Origin of the sequence: Psychromarinibacter sediminicola, from assembly GCF_029168335.1 — a bacterium.
Classification (GTDB): domain Bacteria; phylum Pseudomonadota; class Alphaproteobacteria; order Rhodobacterales; family Rhodobacteraceae; genus Psychromarinibacter; species Psychromarinibacter sediminicola.
Genome location: NZ_JARGYC010000001.1, coordinates 66,574 through 81,747, shown reverse-complemented (window position 1 = coordinate 81,747; position 15,174 = coordinate 66,574). Strand labels below are relative to the sequence as shown.

The 15,174-nt window shown below is 69.9% G+C and carries 17 protein-coding genes; 9 read left to right on the top strand and 8 right to left on the bottom strand.

Annotated elements, in window-relative coordinates:
* Positions 1-81: 81 nt before the first annotated feature.
* On the bottom strand, positions 82-330 hold the full coding sequence (locus P1J78_RS00420) for a DUF167 domain-containing protein (protein ID WP_275565329.1): 249 nt from the start codon (positions 328-330) through the stop codon (positions 82-84).
* 63 nt (positions 331-393) lie between these two features.
* Here P1J78_RS00420 and P1J78_RS00415 point away from each other — a divergent pair, with 63 nt between their 5' ends.
* From P1J78_RS00415 to P1J78_RS00405, 3 genes are all read left to right on the top strand, one after another.
* Complete coding sequence (locus P1J78_RS00415) at positions 394-1,503, top strand: histone deacetylase-like amidohydrolase (protein WP_275565328.1); 1,110 nt, start codon at positions 394-396, stop codon at positions 1,501-1,503.
* A gap of 236 nt (positions 1,504-1,739) precedes the next feature.
* On the top strand, positions 1,740-2,318 hold the full coding sequence (locus P1J78_RS00410) for a nitroreductase family protein (RefSeq protein ID WP_275565327.1): 579 nt from the start codon (positions 1,740-1,742) through the stop codon (positions 2,316-2,318).
* The gene (locus P1J78_RS00405) at positions 2,315-3,013 is read left to right on the top strand and encodes an EI24 domain-containing protein (RefSeq protein WP_275565326.1); all 699 of its coding nucleotides are present in this window, start codon (positions 2,315-2,317) and stop codon (positions 3,011-3,013) included. The genes P1J78_RS00410 and P1J78_RS00405 overlap by 4 nt, the downstream gene beginning before the upstream one ends.
* Here P1J78_RS00405 and P1J78_RS00400 read toward each other — a convergent pair.
* Both P1J78_RS00400 and mce read right to left on the bottom strand, forming a co-directional pair.
* Positions 2,970-3,263: a DUF1467 family protein gene (locus P1J78_RS00400; protein WP_275565325.1), complete on the bottom strand. Its 294-nt coding sequence runs from the start codon at positions 3,261-3,263 to the stop codon at positions 2,970-2,972. The genes P1J78_RS00405 and P1J78_RS00400 overlap by 44 nt on opposite strands.
* Positions 3,263-3,667 carry a methylmalonyl-CoA epimerase gene (gene mce, locus P1J78_RS00395; RefSeq protein ID WP_275565324.1) on the bottom strand — a complete coding sequence of 135 codons (405 nt, stop codon included), beginning with the start codon at positions 3,665-3,667 and terminating at the stop codon, positions 3,263-3,265. The genes P1J78_RS00400 and mce overlap by 1 nt, the downstream gene beginning before the upstream one ends.
* Positions 3,668-3,855: 188 nt before the next feature.
* Here mce and P1J78_RS00390 point away from each other — a divergent pair, with 188 nt between their 5' ends.
* A complete protein-coding gene (locus P1J78_RS00390) occupies positions 3,856-4,575 on the top strand; it encodes a response regulator (protein ID WP_275565323.1) in 720 nt (239 codons plus the stop codon).
* 292 nt (positions 4,576-4,867) lie between these two features.
* On the opposite strand, the gene P1J78_RS00385 is transcribed toward P1J78_RS00390, so the two are convergent.
* Entirely contained in the window at positions 4,868-5,581 is a 714-nt protein-coding gene (locus tag P1J78_RS00385) for a GNAT family N-acetyltransferase (RefSeq protein ID WP_374213121.1), read from the bottom strand.
* Between the two features lie 133 nt (positions 5,582-5,714).
* Between P1J78_RS00385 and P1J78_RS00380 the strand changes: the two genes are divergently transcribed.
* Positions 5,715-5,873: a hypothetical protein gene (locus P1J78_RS00380; protein WP_275565322.1), complete on the top strand. Its 159-nt coding sequence runs from the start codon at positions 5,715-5,717 to the stop codon at positions 5,871-5,873.
* A 4-nt stretch (positions 5,874-5,877) separates the two neighbouring features.
* On the opposite strand, the gene P1J78_RS00375 is transcribed toward P1J78_RS00380, so the two are convergent.
* Together P1J78_RS00375 and P1J78_RS00370 are read right to left on the bottom strand one after the other, a co-directional pair.
* Positions 5,878-7,065, bottom strand: a complete 1,188-nt coding sequence (locus P1J78_RS00375; protein ID WP_275565321.1) for a DUF1501 domain-containing protein — start codon at positions 7,063-7,065, stop codon at positions 5,878-5,880.
* 11 nt (positions 7,066-7,076) lie between these two features.
* Entirely contained in the window at positions 7,077-8,465 is a 1,389-nt protein-coding gene (locus P1J78_RS00370; RefSeq protein ID WP_275565320.1) for a DUF1800 domain-containing protein, read from the bottom strand.
* Between the two features lie 182 nt (positions 8,466-8,647).
* Here P1J78_RS00370 and P1J78_RS00365 point away from each other — a divergent pair, with 182 nt between their 5' ends.
* On the top strand, positions 8,648-9,280 hold the full coding sequence (locus P1J78_RS00365; protein ID WP_275565319.1) for an MT-A70 family methyltransferase: 633 nt from the start codon (positions 8,648-8,650) through the stop codon (positions 9,278-9,280).
* Here the strand turns inward: P1J78_RS00365 and P1J78_RS00360 are convergent.
* On the bottom strand, positions 9,253-10,008 hold the full coding sequence (locus tag P1J78_RS00360) for a BglII/BstYI family type II restriction endonuclease (protein ID WP_275565318.1): 756 nt from the start codon (positions 10,006-10,008) through the stop codon (positions 9,253-9,255). The two genes, P1J78_RS00365 and P1J78_RS00360, sit on opposite strands and share 28 nt — an antisense overlap.
* Positions 10,008-11,786 carry an aspartate--tRNA ligase gene (aspS, locus tag P1J78_RS00355; RefSeq protein WP_275565317.1) on the bottom strand — a complete coding sequence of 593 codons (1,779 nt, stop codon included), beginning with the start codon at positions 11,784-11,786 and terminating at the stop codon, positions 10,008-10,010. The genes P1J78_RS00360 and aspS overlap by 1 nt, the downstream gene beginning before the upstream one ends.
* Positions 11,787-12,074: 288 nt before the next feature.
* On the opposite strand from aspS, the gene P1J78_RS00350 reads away from it, so the two are divergent.
* From P1J78_RS00350 to P1J78_RS00340, 3 genes are all read left to right on the top strand, one after another.
* Complete coding sequence (locus P1J78_RS00350; protein ID WP_275565316.1) at positions 12,075-13,319, top strand: SAM-dependent methyltransferase; 1,245 nt, start codon at positions 12,075-12,077, stop codon at positions 13,317-13,319.
* Positions 13,320-13,430: 111 nt separating this feature from the next.
* Positions 13,431-14,531, top strand: a complete 1,101-nt coding sequence (locus tag P1J78_RS00345; RefSeq protein ID WP_275565315.1) for a Zn-dependent alcohol dehydrogenase — start codon at positions 13,431-13,433, stop codon at positions 14,529-14,531.
* Positions 14,528-15,109 carry an HD domain-containing protein gene (locus P1J78_RS00340; protein ID WP_275565314.1) on the top strand — a complete coding sequence of 194 codons (582 nt, stop codon included), beginning with the start codon at positions 14,528-14,530 and terminating at the stop codon, positions 15,107-15,109. Before P1J78_RS00345 ends, P1J78_RS00340 begins: the two co-directional genes overlap by 4 nt.
* The last annotated feature ends 65 nt before the right edge of the window (positions 15,110-15,174 follow it).

The following is a 15,174-nucleotide window of genomic DNA, read 5'->3' as shown; positions in this document are numbered from 1 at the left end:
GGGCGCCTGCGGCGCACGCTTTTTCTTTGGATGCGAGGGGCCGGCCCCTCGCGCTCCCCGGAGTATTTCGGCCAAGAGAAGCTAGAGCACGCGGAAGACCTTGTCGCGTGCGGTCTGGCCGCGGATCAGCGAGAGGCGGGATTTCGGCAGGCCCAGGGCCTTGGCCAGAAGTTTCGCGACGGCCGCGTTGGCCTTGCCGCCCTCGGGCGCCGCGGTCACGTAGACGCGGAGCGTGTCGCCGTCGCGCTTGATCGCGCTCCGCGACGCCTTGGGCGTCACGCGGACGGCGATCTCGGTGCCTTCGCGGGCCAGGTGGGTGAGGTCGGTCATTCGCTTGGCTCCCGTGCGGGGGCGTTCTAGTGTGCGGCAGCCGAAAAGACCAACGGGGGTTTCATGCGCCGCACCGCCTTTTTCTGGGACGAGAGCTGTTTCTGGCACGCGGGCGGGAACTATGCGCTGACCTTTCCCGTGGGCGGGCTGGTGCAGCCGCTGGCCGCGGGCGGCCTGCCGGAGAGCCCCGAGAGCAAGCGGCGGCTGAAGAACCTTCTGGACCTGACGGGGCTGCTGGCGGAGCTGGAGGCGGGCAGCGCGCCTCCGGCGACGGAGGAGGATCTGACGCGGGTGCATCCGGTGGACTTCCTGAAGACGTTTCGCGACCTGTCGGACGCCGGCGGCGGCGAATTGGGTCTGCGCACGCCGTTCGGGCGCGGCGGCTACGAGATCGCGGCGCTGTCGGCGGGGCTGTCGAAGGCAGCGCTGGAGGCGGTGCTGACCGGCGCGGCCGACAATGCCTATGCGCTGTCGCGGCCGCCGGGGCATCACTGTCTGCCCGACAGGCCGAACGGGTTCTGCCTGCTGGCCAATATCGCCATCGCGATCCGCGCCGCCCGCGCCGCCGGGCTGGCGAAGCGCGTGGCGGTGGTGGACTGGGACGTGCATCACGGCAACGGGACCGAGGCGATCTTTCTCGACGATCCGGACGTGCTGACCGTGTCGATCCACCAGGAGCACAACTACCCGCTGGATACCGGCGAGCCGGAGGTCACCGGCGAGGGCGCTGCGGCGGGCTGCAACATGAACCTGCCGCTGCCGCCGGGGGCGGGGCACGCGACCTACATGGAGGCGATGGAGCGGCTGATCCTGCCGAAGCTGCGCGCCTTCGCGCCGGAGGCGATCGTGGTGGCCTGCGGCTACGACGCCTCGGCCTTCGATCCGCTGGGGCGGATGATGGCCACGGCCGAGACCTTCCGGCTGATGACGCGCGCGGTGATGACCGCCGCGGAGGAGCTGTGCGGCGGGCGGGTCGTGATGGTGCACGAGGGCGGCTATTCCGAGGCGCATGTGCCGTTCTGCGGCCATGCCGTGATCCAGGAATTGAAGGGCAGCGCGACCGGGGCGCCCGATCCGCTGGCGCCGACGCTGGAGATCCGTCAGCCGAACGCGCAGATGGAGGCGTTCCTATCGGGCTATCTGGGCGAGCTGGAGGCGTTCTTCTTTCCGTGAGGCCGGTTTCCGTGAGGCCAGAGGGCGTCGGGGCGGAGCGTCGGGTCAAATGTTTCGCGCGCGAAACATTTTGAATTTATTAACAATGACTTAACCCTTCACGCAGCGTCTCGTGCATCGCGGAACGACCGGCCGCGCCCGGGACACGGGAGGGCGCTGCGCCGGTCTGCGCCGGTGCCGCCTTGCATCCGGCCGCCAAAGCGCCGACATGTGAGCGGCACGACCACGGAGACGCCATGCCCGCCCCGAATCCCGACGCGCTCGACTTTCTGCTGACCCGGCGCTCGCGCCCCGCCAAGACGCTGACGACCCCGGTGCCGGGCCGCGACGCGCTGCGCCCCCTGCTCACCGCCGCCGCGCGCAGCCCCGACCACGGCAAGCTGGAGCCCTGGCGGTTCATCGTGCTGGAAAAGCACGCGCTGGCGCGGCTGGCGGCGATGGTGCCCGACCACGGCGCCCGGCTGGGCCTGGACGAGGAGAAGGTGACGAAGTCGCGCGCGCAGTTCGCCGATGCCGACCTGGCCGTGGCGGTGATCTCGGCCCCCGTCGCCTCCGACAAGGTGCCGCAGATCGAGCAGGTCTATTCCGCCGGCGCCGTCTGCCTGGCGCTCCTGAACGCGGCGCTGGCCGCCGGCTGGGGGGCCAACTGGCTGACCGGCTGGCCGTGCCACGACCGGGACTTCGTGACCGAGGCGCTGGATCTGGGCCGCGACGAGCACGTGGCCGGGTTCATCCATATCGGCACCGAGACCGTCGCCCCGCCCGAGCGGCCGCGGCCGGATATCGACGCGATCACCACCTGGCTCGACGCATGATCCTCGGCGATTTCCTGAAGGCGCTGGGGCAGACCGGCGATCCGCGCTTCCGCCGCGTGCTGTGGCTGGGGCTGGGGCTGAGCGTGGCGCTGCTGTTCGGCGTCTATGCCGCGTTCCTGGGGCTGGTGAACTGGGTGGCGCCGGACACCGTGCTGCTGCCCTATTTCGGCGAGGTCGCCTGGGTCGACGACCTTCTGTCCTTCGCCTCGATCGCGCTGATGCTGGTGCTCAGCGTCGTCCTGATGATGCCGGTCGCCTCGCTGTTCACGGGGCTGTTCCTGGAGGACGTGGCCGCGGCGGTGGAGGCGAAGCATTACCCCGAGCTGCCCCCCGTCCCCCGCATCCCGTGGCGCGACGTGCTGGCCGATACCTTGTCCTTCTTCTGCCTGCTGGTGGGCGTCAACGTGGTGGCCTTTGTCCTGGCCATCGTCTTCGCCCCCTTCGCGCCGTTCATCTTCTACGCGGTGAACGGGTTCCTGCTGGGCCGGGAATACTTCCAGATCGCCGCCATGCGCCGGGTCGGGCGGCAGGGCGCGCGCGAGATCTATCGCGCGAACGTTCTGCCGATCTGGATCGCCGGGATGTTGATGGCGGTGCCGCTATCGGTGCCGCTTCTGAACCTGATTATCCCGATCCTGGGCGCGGCGACCTTCACCCATATGTTCCATCGCCTGTCGCGCAATCGGTCCGGTTGAACCAGTCGAGGTCGCAGACGCTGACGATGCCGGAAAAGATGATGCCGGCGATGATCGCCCAGAGGACCACGGCGATCGCGGTCACGATCACGAATTTCCTCTTCAGGTGATGCACCTCGGGCGAGCCGGGCATCGTGCCGGGCAGCACGTCGTCGTTGTCGCCCTGCGTGGTCAGCCGCAGCGGCAGGACCACGAAGAGCGTCATGAACCAGATCACGGCAAAGAGGACGAGCGCGGAGGTGATGCCCATCAGACCTGCTCCAGCTCGATCAGCGCGCCGTTGAAGTCTTTCGGGTGCAAAAACAGCACCGGCTTGCCGTGGGCGCCGATCTTGGGTTCGCCGTCGCCGAGGACGCGGGCGCCCGCCGATGTCAGCCGGTCGCGCGCGGCGAGGATGTCGGCGACCTCGTAGCACATGTGGTGGATGCCGCCGGCGGGGTTCTTTTCCAGAAAGCCGTGGATCGGCGAGGCGTCGCCCAGCGGGTGGAGCAGCTCGATCTTGGTGTTCGGCAGCTCGATGAACACCACGGTCACGCCGTGGTCGGGCTCGTCCTGCGGCGCGCCGACCGTGGCGCCCAGGGTGTCGCGGTACTGCGCCGCCGCGGCGTCGAGGTCGGGCACGGCGATGGCGACATGGTTGAGGCGGCCGATCATGGGATCCTCCTTGGCTCGGGCGGCTTCCTCCTGCCAAAGCGCGGGGCGAATTGCCAGCGCCGCATCGTCGCATCGCGCGACCGTGCGCGGCCGTGTGCGAAATGGCTGCGTCGAATTCCGGGCGCGTTAACCGGGGATTCATCCTCTTGCCGCTAGGGTCGAAGGCGATCGCTGACAGGAGATCGACCATGCCTTCGATGCTCGACCGCCCCGCCCACCATTCCGGCGCCAGCCCGGAGCGGCCGCTTGCCGGCCTGACCGTGCTCGTGATCGAGGACAGCCGCTTCGCCTCCGAGGCGGTGCGCCTTCTGTGCCTGAAAAGCGGGGCGCGCATCCGGCGCGCGGATTCGCTTCAGGCGGCGCGCCGGCACCTGTCGGTCTACCGGCCCAGCGTGGTGATCGTGGATCTGGGGCTGCCGGACGGCTCGGGGCTCGACCTGATCCGCAACCTGGCCGGCGCGTCGCCCCGCATCCCGGTGATTCTGGCGACCTCCGGCGACGACCGGTTGTTTCCCGCCGCGCACGATGCCGGCGCGGACGGCGTGCTGTGCAAACCGATCGAGAGCCTGGCGGTGTTCCAGGCCTCGGTGCTGGACATCCTGCCGCCCGAGCAGCAGCCGGCCGGCCTGCGCGCGGTGCCCTCCGAGATCGTGGTGCCCGACCCGATCGCCTTTCACGACGATCTGGCCCATGTGGCCGAGATCCTGAGCGGCTCCGACGACGACCGCACGTTGGACTACGCGGCGCACTTTCTGGCCGGCGTGGCGCGATCGGCGCATGACGACGCGCTGGAGCAGGCGGCGGAGCGGCTGGCCCGGCAGCGCGCGCTGGGCCGGTCGTTCGGCACCGACCTCGCCCGGGTCGCGGGGCTGTTGCAGGACCGGCTGGACAAGCGCGCGGCGATCTGAGGGGGCGTTTGGGGCGCCCTGTCGGACGGGCTGGGCTGCGTTGGGTCAGGAGGCGCGTCTCGTGTGGTCTCCTCGCCACCGGCGGAGTGGCGCGGCGCCGAGGGGCGAGGGCAGCAGTGCTCTCGGCCCGGCGTCAGGTCGCGGCGCCGAGGCGCCCTGGCGGCCCTGTCAAACCGGCGCCGGGTCCGCGGCGACGCGGTCAGCCCAATGGCGGGTCAGAAGCGCCCCTATCAATCCAGCGCCGGGTCCGCGGCGGCGCGGTCAAACCAGCGCCATGTCAGAGGCGACGCGGCTAACCCAACGCCGGGTCCGAGGCGACGCGGATCGGGGCGGTGAGCGCCGACAGGCTCTGTCGCTGCCGGCCTTGCGCATCGAAGTTCGCCGGGTCGAGCCAGGCGTCGAAGGCCGCCCGAAGCGCCGGCCATTCCTTGTCGATGCAGGCGAACCAGGCCGTGTCGCGGTTGCGGCCCTTCACCACCGCCGCCTGCCGGAAGACGCCTTCGAAGCTGAAGCCCAGCCGCTGCGCCGCCCGCCGGGAGCCCAGGTTCCGCGCGTTGCATTTCCACTCGTAGCGCCGATAACCCGCCTCGAAGGCCCAGCGCATCATCAGCAGCATCGCCTCGGTCGCGGCGCGGGTCTTCTGCAGCCGCGGCGCAAAGTTGATGTGCCCCACCTCGATCGTCCCCGCCTCCGGCGCGATCCGCAGGTAGCTCGCCACGCCGCCCCAGGCATCCGCCTGCCGGTCGCGGATGGCATAAAAGCGCGGGTCCGCGCCGAGCGCCGCCGCCGTCATCCAGTCGCGATAGGCCGCCAGGTCGCCGAACGGGCCGTAGGGCAGCCAGTCCCAGATCGCGTCGCTCTCGGCGTTGGCGGCGAACAGCGCCGGCGCGTGGTCCGGGCGCAGCCGCTCCAGCCGCGCGTAGCGGCCCTCCAGCACCGCCGCATCCGGGCGCCGGGGCGGCGTCCAGGTCGACAAATCCTCACCTTTTTCACCGGAAAATGTCACCGCCTGGCTCCCATTGCCGCCGCAATCCGCCGCCACCTTGCCGCAACAGGCGAGGAATACCAGAGGAGAGTGGCGCGCGATGCCGACAGCGAGGCAGTCATCGACGCAGACAGCGATACCGACCGAGGCGCGGATGCGCGACAGGCTTCAGCGCGGCATCGACATGACCGTCTTCGCCGTCGGCCTGTTCAGCCTGACCACGGCCGTCGCCGCCACCGCCGTCACCCGCCTGTCCGACGACGCGCCCGGCGCCAGCGCGGTGATCGAGGCGGCGCAATCGCCGGTCGGCTGACGCCTCAGGCCACCATCCCCGGATCCGCCCCCATGTCGAGCGTGGGAAAGATTGCGCCCTCCAGCGTCGCGCGGTCCAGGCCGTAGAGCCCGCGCATCGCCCAGGCCGCATAGGCGCGCACGTCGCCCGTCGGCATCAGGTCGCGCCGGTCGTAGAGATCGGCCTCTGCCAGCCCCGGCCAGTCGCCGTAGATGCGCCCGCCGCGCAGCGCGCCGCCGGCCATCACCATCGCGCCGCCGGTGCCGTGATCGGTCCCGGCCGAGCCGTTCTCGGCCACCGTGCGCCCGAACTCGGTCATCGCCAGCACCGCCGTCTTCGACCAGACCGGCCCCAGCCCCTCGCGCAGCGACAGGATCGAGCGCTGCAGATCGTCCAGCGCGCGGGCCAGCGCGCCCTTCTGCCGGCGATGCGTGTCCCAGCCGGTCAGCGAATAGGACACGATCCGGGTGTCCTCGAGCAGCCGGTCCGCCGCGAAGGCGCCCAGCGGCTCGCGCCGGGCGCCCGTGGACAGCGGCGGCAGGTCCTGCCGGTCGATGCGCGCGGCGAGCTCCAGCGCTTCGCCCGCCGCCGCCGAGAACAGCGGGTCGGCCGCGTAGACATGCTCCAGCAGAAGCTGCTGCTGCGCCGTCACCTCGATGTCGGTCTCGGGCTCCCACTGATAGACCGGCGCGTCGCCGCGCAGGATCCGCATCTCCTGCCGGCCGACGGCAAAGGCGGTCTGCGCCTCGGTCCCCGGCACCGCCTGCAACAGCCGGTTCAGCCAGCCGTCGCGCTGCGCCGCGAGGGCCACGTCCATGCCGGTGCCGGCCTCCAGCAGATCCTGCCCGTCGAAATGGCTGCGCTTGTCGCGATAGGGGGTCGAGACCGCCTGCGCAAAGCCCAGCTCGCCCGCCCGCCACAGCGGCATAAGCGGCGCCATCGCCCGGTGCAGCCCGAACATCCCGTCGAGCGGGATCGCCGTCTCCGCCGCCCGCGCGCCCAGCGCGGGCCGGTAGCGCGCGAAGTCCGGCTCGCCCAGGGGCGGCAAAAGGCCCAGCCCGTCCATCGCGCCGCGCAGCACGATAACCACCAGCCGCGCGTCCCACGGCGCGGCCGCCATGGTCATCGTCGACGTCAGCGGGTGCGCCGCGAGCGAACAGGCCGCGCCCAGCCCGCCCTTCAGAAGCCCCCGCCGGGAAATCCCTGTCGCCATGCCGGTCCCCTTCATCGCCGGTTGAACTCTGCCGAGGCCAGCACCAGCGCCAGCCCCTGGTCGCGCGTTTCCGCCCGGGCCGCGGCCCAGAGAAGCCGCTCGCTCGCCGCGTCGCCCAGCGCGGCGCGGGCGAACGCCACCGGGTCCAGCCCCTTGGTCGCCGCCCGGTCCACCGCGGCCGCCGCCCAGGTGATGCGCTGCGCCAGGCCGAAGGGCTGCACCCAGGCCGCCGCCTCGTCGGGAACCCCGTCGGGCCCCGGCGGGCCGTGATAGGCCTGGCCCATATCCGCCAGCGGGCGCAGGAAGGCGCGCAGGACAAGGCCCGGCTTCATCTCCTGCAGCGTCTCGCCCCGGACCTCCAGCGCGCGCAGCGCCGATCCCATGAATTCGAGGGGCTGCTTGACCTTGGCGCCGAAGCCGTCCCACGCCGCCGGATGAGTCAGCAGCGCGGTATAGACCGCCAACAGGTCGCCGCCGGTGTCGCGCCAGGCGGCCTCGACCGCGGCGACCAGCGCCGGGTCGGGGGTGTCGGCGGTGAAATGCGCCACCAGCTTGCGCGACAGATGCGCCGCCGTGGCCGGATGCGCCGCGAGATCGTCGAGCGCCGCGTGGATGTCCGCCTGGCTCGCTGTGCCGTCGCCGCCATAGGAGGTGCCCAGCACCGTCTCGGCCCCGGGTTCGGCGCGGCGCGGGTCGAAGACGCCCTCGGCATCGCGCCGCAGGTTGAAGGTGAGGCCGGTGAGCAGCTCGGCGAACTGGCGCACATCGGCCTGGGAATAGCCCGCGCCCACGCCCAGCGTGTGCAGCTCGATCACCTCGCGCGCGAGGTTCTCGTTCAGCCCGCGGCCGCGCCGCTGGCCGTAGGGCGAATTGGGGCCGACCGAGGAGGGCTGATCGAGGAAGGCCAGCATGACCGGATGCGTCACCGCCGATTTCAGCAGATCGGCGAACGAGCCGGTGAGATGCGGGCGAATCGCGTCGTCGGCATAGGCCGGGCCGGTGGCGCGCGCCGCGCGGCCGGTGGTCCGGGTGGCGAAATGGTTGTTCCAGAACTGCACCAGCCGCTCGCGGAGGGGATCGTCCGTCTCGGCCATGCGGGCGAGATCGGCGGCGAGGCCGCGAAGCTGCGCGTGCCGGATCGCGCGCCATGCCAGCTTGCGGCGCCGGTCGGCGCCCTCCACCCCGCGCTTCATCTCGCGCGAGGCCGAGATGTAGTCGCGGCCGAGCGTCACCGCCTCGGCGAAGGGCACCTTGGGAAACCGGGCCTGCGCCGTATCGGGCGCCAGCAGGCGGCCCAGCATGCCCTGCGCCGTCACCGGTGCGCCGCGGGCGGGCCAGCCATAGCCATAGCGGATCATCGCGTAGGTCTCGGGCCCGACGGGCCGGTCGAAGAGGGTCATGCGCAGTGCCTCGGAGGTCGTGCGCGGAGGATACCACAGGCGCCGGTGCGGCAAACACACGTTTCCGCGCTCGGCGCCGCGCCGCCGGCGCTGTCGCGTTGACGGGTCATCAACCGTCCTGTAGCAATGTTCCAGAGATGTTCTCATTGCCTCTTCCGCCGCGGGACGCCAACATGTCGTATATGCAGATGACCCCTTCCCAAGACCTGCGCGCATTCCTGGCGGATGACCGGTTCGGCACGGTGATGGCCGACCCGCCCTGGCGGTTCACCAACCGCACCGGCAAGGTCGCGCCGGAGCACAAGCGGCTGTCGCGCTATCCGACCATGACGCTGGAGGAGATCTGCGCGCTGCCGGTGGCCGAGTACCTGGAGGACCGGGCGCATTGCTATCTGTGGGTGCCGAACGCGCTGCTGCCGGAGGGGCTGGCGGTGCTGCAGGCCTGGGGCTTCGACTACAAGTCGAACATCGTCTGGCACAAGGTGCGCAAGGACGGCGGCAGCGACGGGCGCGGCGTGGGGTTCTATTTCCGCAACGTGACCGAGCTTCTGCTGTTCGGCACGCGCGGCAAGAACGCCCGCACGCTGGGGCCGGGCCGGCGGCAGGTGAACATGATGCAGACCCGCAAGCGCGAGCATTCGCGCAAGCCCGACGAGCAGTACGAGCTGATCGAGAGCTGCTCCTGGGGGCCGTATCTGGAGCTGTTCGGGCGCGGCATCCGGCCGAACTGGACCGTCTGGGGCAACCAGGCGGACGCGGATTACAAGCCCAGCTGGAAGACCTATCCCTACAATTCGGCCATGGCGGCGGAGTAGTCGCCGACCGCCGAGACCGGCAGGCCGATCAGCAACAGCGGGCACGGGTTGCCCACCCCGCGCGACACGCGGGCGGTCAGTTTCGCCCAATGCGTCGTCGCCTGCCCGAACTTGTCGGCCACGAAGGATTGCGCGAAGGCGCGGGCGAAGGGCACCCGGCGCTCGATCAGCCGGTCGAGCGCATTGCGCTGCCGGGCCGTGCGCTCCTTCATGCCCCAGGCCTCCAGTTCCCAGGCGTCGAGGATGCCCTCGGAGCGGATGACCCATTCGACGATGTCGACCATCGCGTTCTGCAGCGAGGCGCCGCGGGTGATCAGCACGCCCAGCGAGATCGCCGACTGCGCGTGCAGGCGCTGGAAGTTCTCCAGATTCCGGTCGAAGAACGGATCCTTGTTGTTCCACTCGATCTCCAGCGCGAGCGTGCCCTGGTCGGCGCGCTTGACGTGGTCGATCTCGTGGCTGACCGCCTCGCGTTCCTCGCCGTCGACGATGGTCTTGACGACGAATTCGTGCTTCGGCCAGCCGCCGGCATAGAGCGCGTCGCGCAGCCGCATGGTCGACTGCGCCTGACCGCCGCCGCTGCGCACGATCTCGCGGGCGTCGAGCGAGAAGGACAGAAGCGCCTCGATCAGCCCGTCCGAGACGGTGGGGAAGTCGACCGACAGGATCGCCTCGGCGTGGTTCTTCGCCAGAACGTCGAACCCCGCGCGGCGCAGCCGGTCGAACATCACTCTTCCCGCGGGAGCACCCGGAGGCCCAGCTCCATCAGCTGCTCGGGCGAGGGCTCGGTCGGGGCCTGCATCATCAGGTCCTCGGCGCGCTGGTTCATCGGGAACAGCATGACCTGGCGGATGTTGTCCTCGTCGGCCAGCAGCATGACGATCCGGTCGATGCCGGCCGCGCAGCCGCCGTGCGGAGGGGCGCCGAAGCGGAAGGCGTTGACCATGCCGCCGAAGCGCTTGCGCACCTCCTCCTCGCCGTAGCCGGCGAGTTCGAACGCCTTGAACATGATCTCGGGGCGGTGGTTCCGGATCGCGCCCGACAGGATCTCGTAGCCGTTGCAGGACAGATCGTACTGAAAGCCCAGCACGTCCATCGGGTCGCCCGACAGCGCGTCCAGCCCGCCCTGCGGCATCGAGAACGGGTTGTGGCTGAAGTCGATCTCGCCGGTCTCCTCGTCCTTTTCGTACATCGGGAAGTCGACGACCCAGGCCAGCGCGAAGCGGTCGGTCTCGGTCAGGCCGAGCTCTTCGCCGATCACGTCGCGGGCACGGCCGGCGACGCGCTCGAAGGACGACGGCTTGCCGCCGAGGAAGAAGGCGGCGTCGCCGGTGCCGAGGCCCAGCTGCTGGCGGATCGCCTCGGTCCGCTCCGGGCCGATGTTCTTGGCCAGGGGACCGGCGGCTTCCATCCCGTCAGAGCCGTCACGCCAGAAGATATAGCCCATGCCGGGCAGTCCTTCCTTCTGGGCGAAGGCGTTCATCCGGTCGCAGAACTTGCGCGACCCGCCGCCCTGCGCCGGGATCGCACGGATCTGGGTGCCCTCCTGCTCCAGCAGTTTCGCGAAGATCGCGAAGCCCGAGTCGCGGAAATGCTCGGAGACGTCCTGCATCTTGATCGGGTTGCGCAGGTCGGGCTTGTCGGTGCCGTACCACAAAGCCGCGTCGGCATAGGAGATCTGCGGCCAGCTCGCGTCCACCTTGCGGCCGCCGCCGAATTCCTCGAACACGCCCTGGATGACGGGCTTGACCGTGTCGAAGATGTCCTGCTGCTCGACGAAGGACATCTCCATGTCGAGCTGGTAGAAGTCGGTGGGCGAGCGGTCCGAGCGCGGATCCTCGTCGCGGAAGCAGGGCGCGATCTGGAAATACTTGTCGAAGCCCGACACCATCAGCAGCTGCTTGAACTGCTGCGGCGCCTGCGGCAGCGCGTAGAACCTGCCCGGATGCAGGCGCGAGGGCACCAGGAAGTCGCGCGCGCCCTCGGGCGAGGAAGCGGTGATGATCGGCGTCTGGTACTCGCGAAAACCGATGTCCCACATCCGCCGCCGGATCGAGGCGACCACGTCCGAGCGCAGCGCCATGTTGCGCTGCATCACCTCGCGGCGCAGGTCAAGGTAGCGATAGCGCAGGCGGGTCTCCTCGGGGTATTCCTGGTCGCCGAAGACCTGCAGCGGCAGCTCCTCGGCGGCGCCCAGCACCTCCATGTCGCGGATGTAGACCTCGATCTCGCCGGTGACGATCCTGGGGTTCACCAGTTCCGGGTCGCGCGCCTTGACCTCGCCGTCGATCCGGATGCACCACTCGCTGCGCACCTTCTCGACCTCGGAGAACACCGCCGAGTCCGGGTCGCACAGCACCTGCGTCATGCCGTAATGGTCGCGCAGGTCGATGAACAGCACGCCGCCATGGTCGCGCACCCGGTGGACCCAGCCGGCCAGGCGCACGGTGTCGCCCACGTTCTCCTTGGTCAGTTCGGCGCAGGTATGGCTGCGGTAGGCATGCATCGGGACGGTCCCTTCGGTCTGCAAGGCATGAAAATCCCGCGCGATACACCGCGCCGGACGGCGGAAGTCAAGGGACCGTGCAGCGCGCCGCGAATCCGGGCACCGGCCACTGGCCGGACGCGCCGGATGGGCTAGAATCAGCAAAAGCAAGGCGAAAATCTGGACAATACCCCGAATTCGTTGCAAATTAACCGGGTTTCTTTCGCTTTGGATGCGGCGCGGCGGCCTCGGGGTGGCCGGGCGCCGCGGCCGCAAGGCGAGGGCCAGACCGACCTGGGGGTACGACCGATGATGGAAACGCTGTTCGACCGGATGATGCGGCACCTGATGCGCAAGGGCACGCTGTTCATCACCTATCCCGAGGGCAACACGCGGCAATACGGCGACGGAACCGGCGCCCCCGTCCGCGTGACGATCCACGACCGCGCCACCGTCCGGGCGCTTGCCATGAACCCCGAGCTGGGGCTGGGCGAGTCCTACATGAACGGCTCGTTCACCATCGAGGACGACGACCTCTACGGCCTGCTGACCATGGCGATCACCAACATCGCCTCGGGGCACGAGACGCGCTGGCAGAAAGGGCTGAACCACACCCGGAACGCCCTGCGCTGGCTGGCGCAGAAGAACCCGGCCGGCCGCGCGCGCGAGAACGTGGCGCATCACTACGACCTGTCGGGGCAGCTCTATGACCTGTTTCTCGACACCGACAAACAGTATTCCTGCGCCTATTTCGCCCGGCCCGACATGACGCTGGACGAGGCGCAGACCGCCAAGAAGCGGCATATCGCCAACAAGCTGCTGATCGAGCCGGGCATGCGCGTGCTGGATATCGGCTGCGGCTGGGGCGGCATGGGGCTGACGCTGGCGCGCGACTACGGCGCGAAAGTGGTCGGGGTGACCCTGTCGGAGGAACAGCACAAGATCGCCAACGCCCGCGCCCGCGCCGAGGGGCTGGAGGACCGCTGCGAGTTCCGGCTGATGGATTATCGCGACGTGGACGAGACCTTCGACCGCATCGTCTCGGTCGGCATGTTCGAACATGTCGGCGTGCCGCATTACCGCGAGTATTTCCGCCAGGTCCGCGAGAAGCTCAGCGAGGACGGCGTCGCGCTGATCCACACCATCGGGCGCACCTGCCCGCCCGGCCACACCAACCCGTGGATCACCAAGTACATCTTCCCCGGCGGCTATTGCCCGTCGATGTCCGAGGCGGTGCAGGCCATCGAGAAGGAGGATCTCTATACCTGCGACATCGAGGTCTGGCGGCTGCACTATGCCGAGACGCTGCGCCACTGGCACGACCGGTTCATGGCCAACCGCGACCGGGTCGCGGCGCTGTATGACGAGCGGTTCTGCCGGATGTGGCGCTTCTACCTGGTGGCCTGCGAGCTGACCTTCCGGCTGAACGACCAGTGCGTGTTCCAGTTCCAGCTTGCGCCCAAGCAGGAGAACGTGCCGCTGACGCGCGACTACCTGTACGGCGACGACGTGAGCCCGGCCAAGACAACGCCCGCGCGTCACGCGGCGGAATAGCCGGTCCCGTAGCGTCATCCGGAACGCCACGCCGTGCCGCGCGCATTCCCGCTTGCGCGGGCGGGCGGGGCTGTCCAAGCTGCCCGGCAGGAGACCGGGGAGGCACACGGGATGACACGGGTCAGGGCGGCGGTCTGCCGCGCCTTCGGCGAACCGCTGGTGATCGAGGAGGTCACGCTGGCCGATCCCGGCCCCGGCGAGGTTGAGGTCCGGCTTGCCGCCTGCGCCGTCTGCCATTCCGACATCTCGATGATGGATGGCGGCTGGGGCGGGCATCTTCCCGCGGTCTACGGCCACGAGGCCGCCGGTCACGTGGTGCGCACCGGCCCCGGCGTGCCGAGCCTGGCGCCGGGCGACACGGTGCTGGTCACCCTGTTCAAGTCCTGCGGCGCCTGCCCCTCCTGCCTCTCGGCCCGGCCCGCGACCTGCCTGGGCGCGACCGACCGCCACGACCACCCGATCTCCGGCACCGAGGGCCTCCCCTATGCCCAGGGCATCCGCTGCGGCGCCTTCGCCGAGCGCGTGGTGGTCGACCAGACCCAGATCGTGCCGATCCCGCCCGACATCCCGCTCGACTCCGCCGCGCTTCTGTCCTGCGGGGTGATCACCGGTATCGGCGCGGTGGTGAACACCGCCGGGCTGCGCGCCGGGCAGACGGCGGTGGTCATCGGCGCGGGCGGCGTCGGGCTGAACGTGATCCAGGGGGCGCGGCTCGCCGGGGCGACCCATATCGTCGCCGTCGACATGGTGCCCGAGAAGCTGGAGATCGCGCGGGAATTCGGCGCCACCGCGGCCGTTCTGGGATCGGAGGAGAAGCCGTGGCGCGCGGTCCGGCAGATCATCGGCACCGGTGCGGATCACGTCTTCGTCGCCACGGGGGCGATCCAGGCATTCGAGACCGCGCCGCGCTTTCTGGGCTTTCACGGGCGGATGACCCTGGTGGGGATGCCGCATAACGGGCAGACGGCAGGCTACGAGCCGGTGATCTTTTCGGCCACCGGCCAGCAGATCCTGGGCTCGAAGATGGGCGACGGGGTGCCACGCCGCGACATTCCTTGGATGGCGGAGCTGTACCGCCAGGGCCGGCTGAAGCTGGACGAGCTGATCTCGGGGCGCTGGCCGCTCGACCGCATCAACGAGGCCATCGCCGACACCCGCACCGGCGGCGCCCGCCGCAACGTGATCCTCTTCGACCCGGAGCCCGCCGCATGACCCGCCCCGACGCGCTGAGCGCCGACACCATCGTGCCCTTCCTCGCCGAGATCTTCGCCCGCCGCGGCGCCGAGGAATATCTGGGCGAGCCTGTCACGATCTCCGAGCACATGCGGCAATGCGCCGAGCTGGCCGAGCGGGAGGGCGCGGGCGACGAGCTGATCGCCGCGGCGCTCCTGCACGATATCGGGCATTTCACCCACGAGTTTCCCGCGGACGCGGCGGCGCAGGACGTGGACACCCGTCACGAGGCCGCCGGCGCCCGCGTCGTCGCGCGGTTCTTTCCGACGCTGGTGACCGATTGCGTGCGGTATCACGTCGACGCCAAGCGGTATCTCTGCGCGACCGATCCGGACTATGCCGCGAAGCTGTCCGACGCCTCGGTGCATTCGCTGAAGCTGCAGGGCGGGCCGATGTCGGACGAGGAGGTCGCGGCGTTCGAGAAGACCCCGCATCTCGACGCGATCCTGAAGGTGCGGATATGGGACGACATCGGCAAGGACCCGGACCATGCGGCGCCGGCCTTCGCGCATTACGCGCCGGTGCTGCGGCGGGTCGTCCGGACCCACCGGCTGTGAGCGTGCGCAGGTTGCAGGATTTTCCAGAAAATCCTGCGGGGTCAAAATCTTCTAGAAGATTTTGC

Coding starts and splice junctions, on each gene's coding strand:
- P1J78_RS00420 (WP_275565329.1), bottom strand. CDS start 330: ATGACCGACCTCACCCACCTGGCCCGCGAAGGCACCGAGATCGCCGTC.
- P1J78_RS00415 (WP_275565328.1), top strand. CDS start 394: ATGCGCCGCACCGCCTTTTTCTGGGACGAGAGCTGTTTCTGGCACGCG.
- P1J78_RS00410 (WP_275565327.1), top strand. CDS start 1,740: ATGCCCGCCCCGAATCCCGACGCGCTCGACTTTCTGCTGACCCGGCGC.
- P1J78_RS00405 (WP_275565326.1), top strand. CDS start 2,315: ATGATCCTCGGCGATTTCCTGAAGGCGCTGGGGCAGACCGGCGATCCG.
- P1J78_RS00400 (WP_275565325.1), bottom strand. CDS start 3,263: ATGGGCATCACCTCCGCGCTCGTCCTCTTTGCCGTGATCTGGTTCATG.
- mce (WP_275565324.1), bottom strand. CDS start 3,667: ATGATCGGCCGCCTCAACCATGTCGCCATCGCCGTGCCCGACCTCGAC.
- P1J78_RS00390 (WP_275565323.1), top strand. CDS start 3,856: ATGCCTTCGATGCTCGACCGCCCCGCCCACCATTCCGGCGCCAGCCCG.
- P1J78_RS00380 (WP_275565322.1), top strand. CDS start 5,715: ATGCGCGACAGGCTTCAGCGCGGCATCGACATGACCGTCTTCGCCGTC.
- P1J78_RS00375 (WP_275565321.1), bottom strand. CDS start 7,065: ATGGCGACAGGGATTTCCCGGCGGGGGCTTCTGAAGGGCGGGCTGGGC.
- P1J78_RS00370 (WP_275565320.1), bottom strand. CDS start 8,465: ATGACCCTCTTCGACCGGCCCGTCGGGCCCGAGACCTACGCGATGATC.
- P1J78_RS00365 (WP_275565319.1), top strand. CDS start 8,648: ATGCAGATGACCCCTTCCCAAGACCTGCGCGCATTCCTGGCGGATGAC.
- P1J78_RS00360 (WP_275565318.1), bottom strand. CDS start 10,008: ATGTTCGACCGGCTGCGCCGCGCGGGGTTCGACGTTCTGGCGAAGAAC.
- aspS (WP_275565317.1), bottom strand. CDS start 11,786: ATGCATGCCTACCGCAGCCATACCTGCGCCGAACTGACCAAGGAGAAC.
- P1J78_RS00350 (WP_275565316.1), top strand. CDS start 12,075: ATGATGGAAACGCTGTTCGACCGGATGATGCGGCACCTGATGCGCAAG.
- P1J78_RS00345 (WP_275565315.1), top strand. CDS start 13,431: ATGACACGGGTCAGGGCGGCGGTCTGCCGCGCCTTCGGCGAACCGCTG.
- P1J78_RS00340 (WP_275565314.1), top strand. CDS start 14,528: ATGACCCGCCCCGACGCGCTGAGCGCCGACACCATCGTGCCCTTCCTC.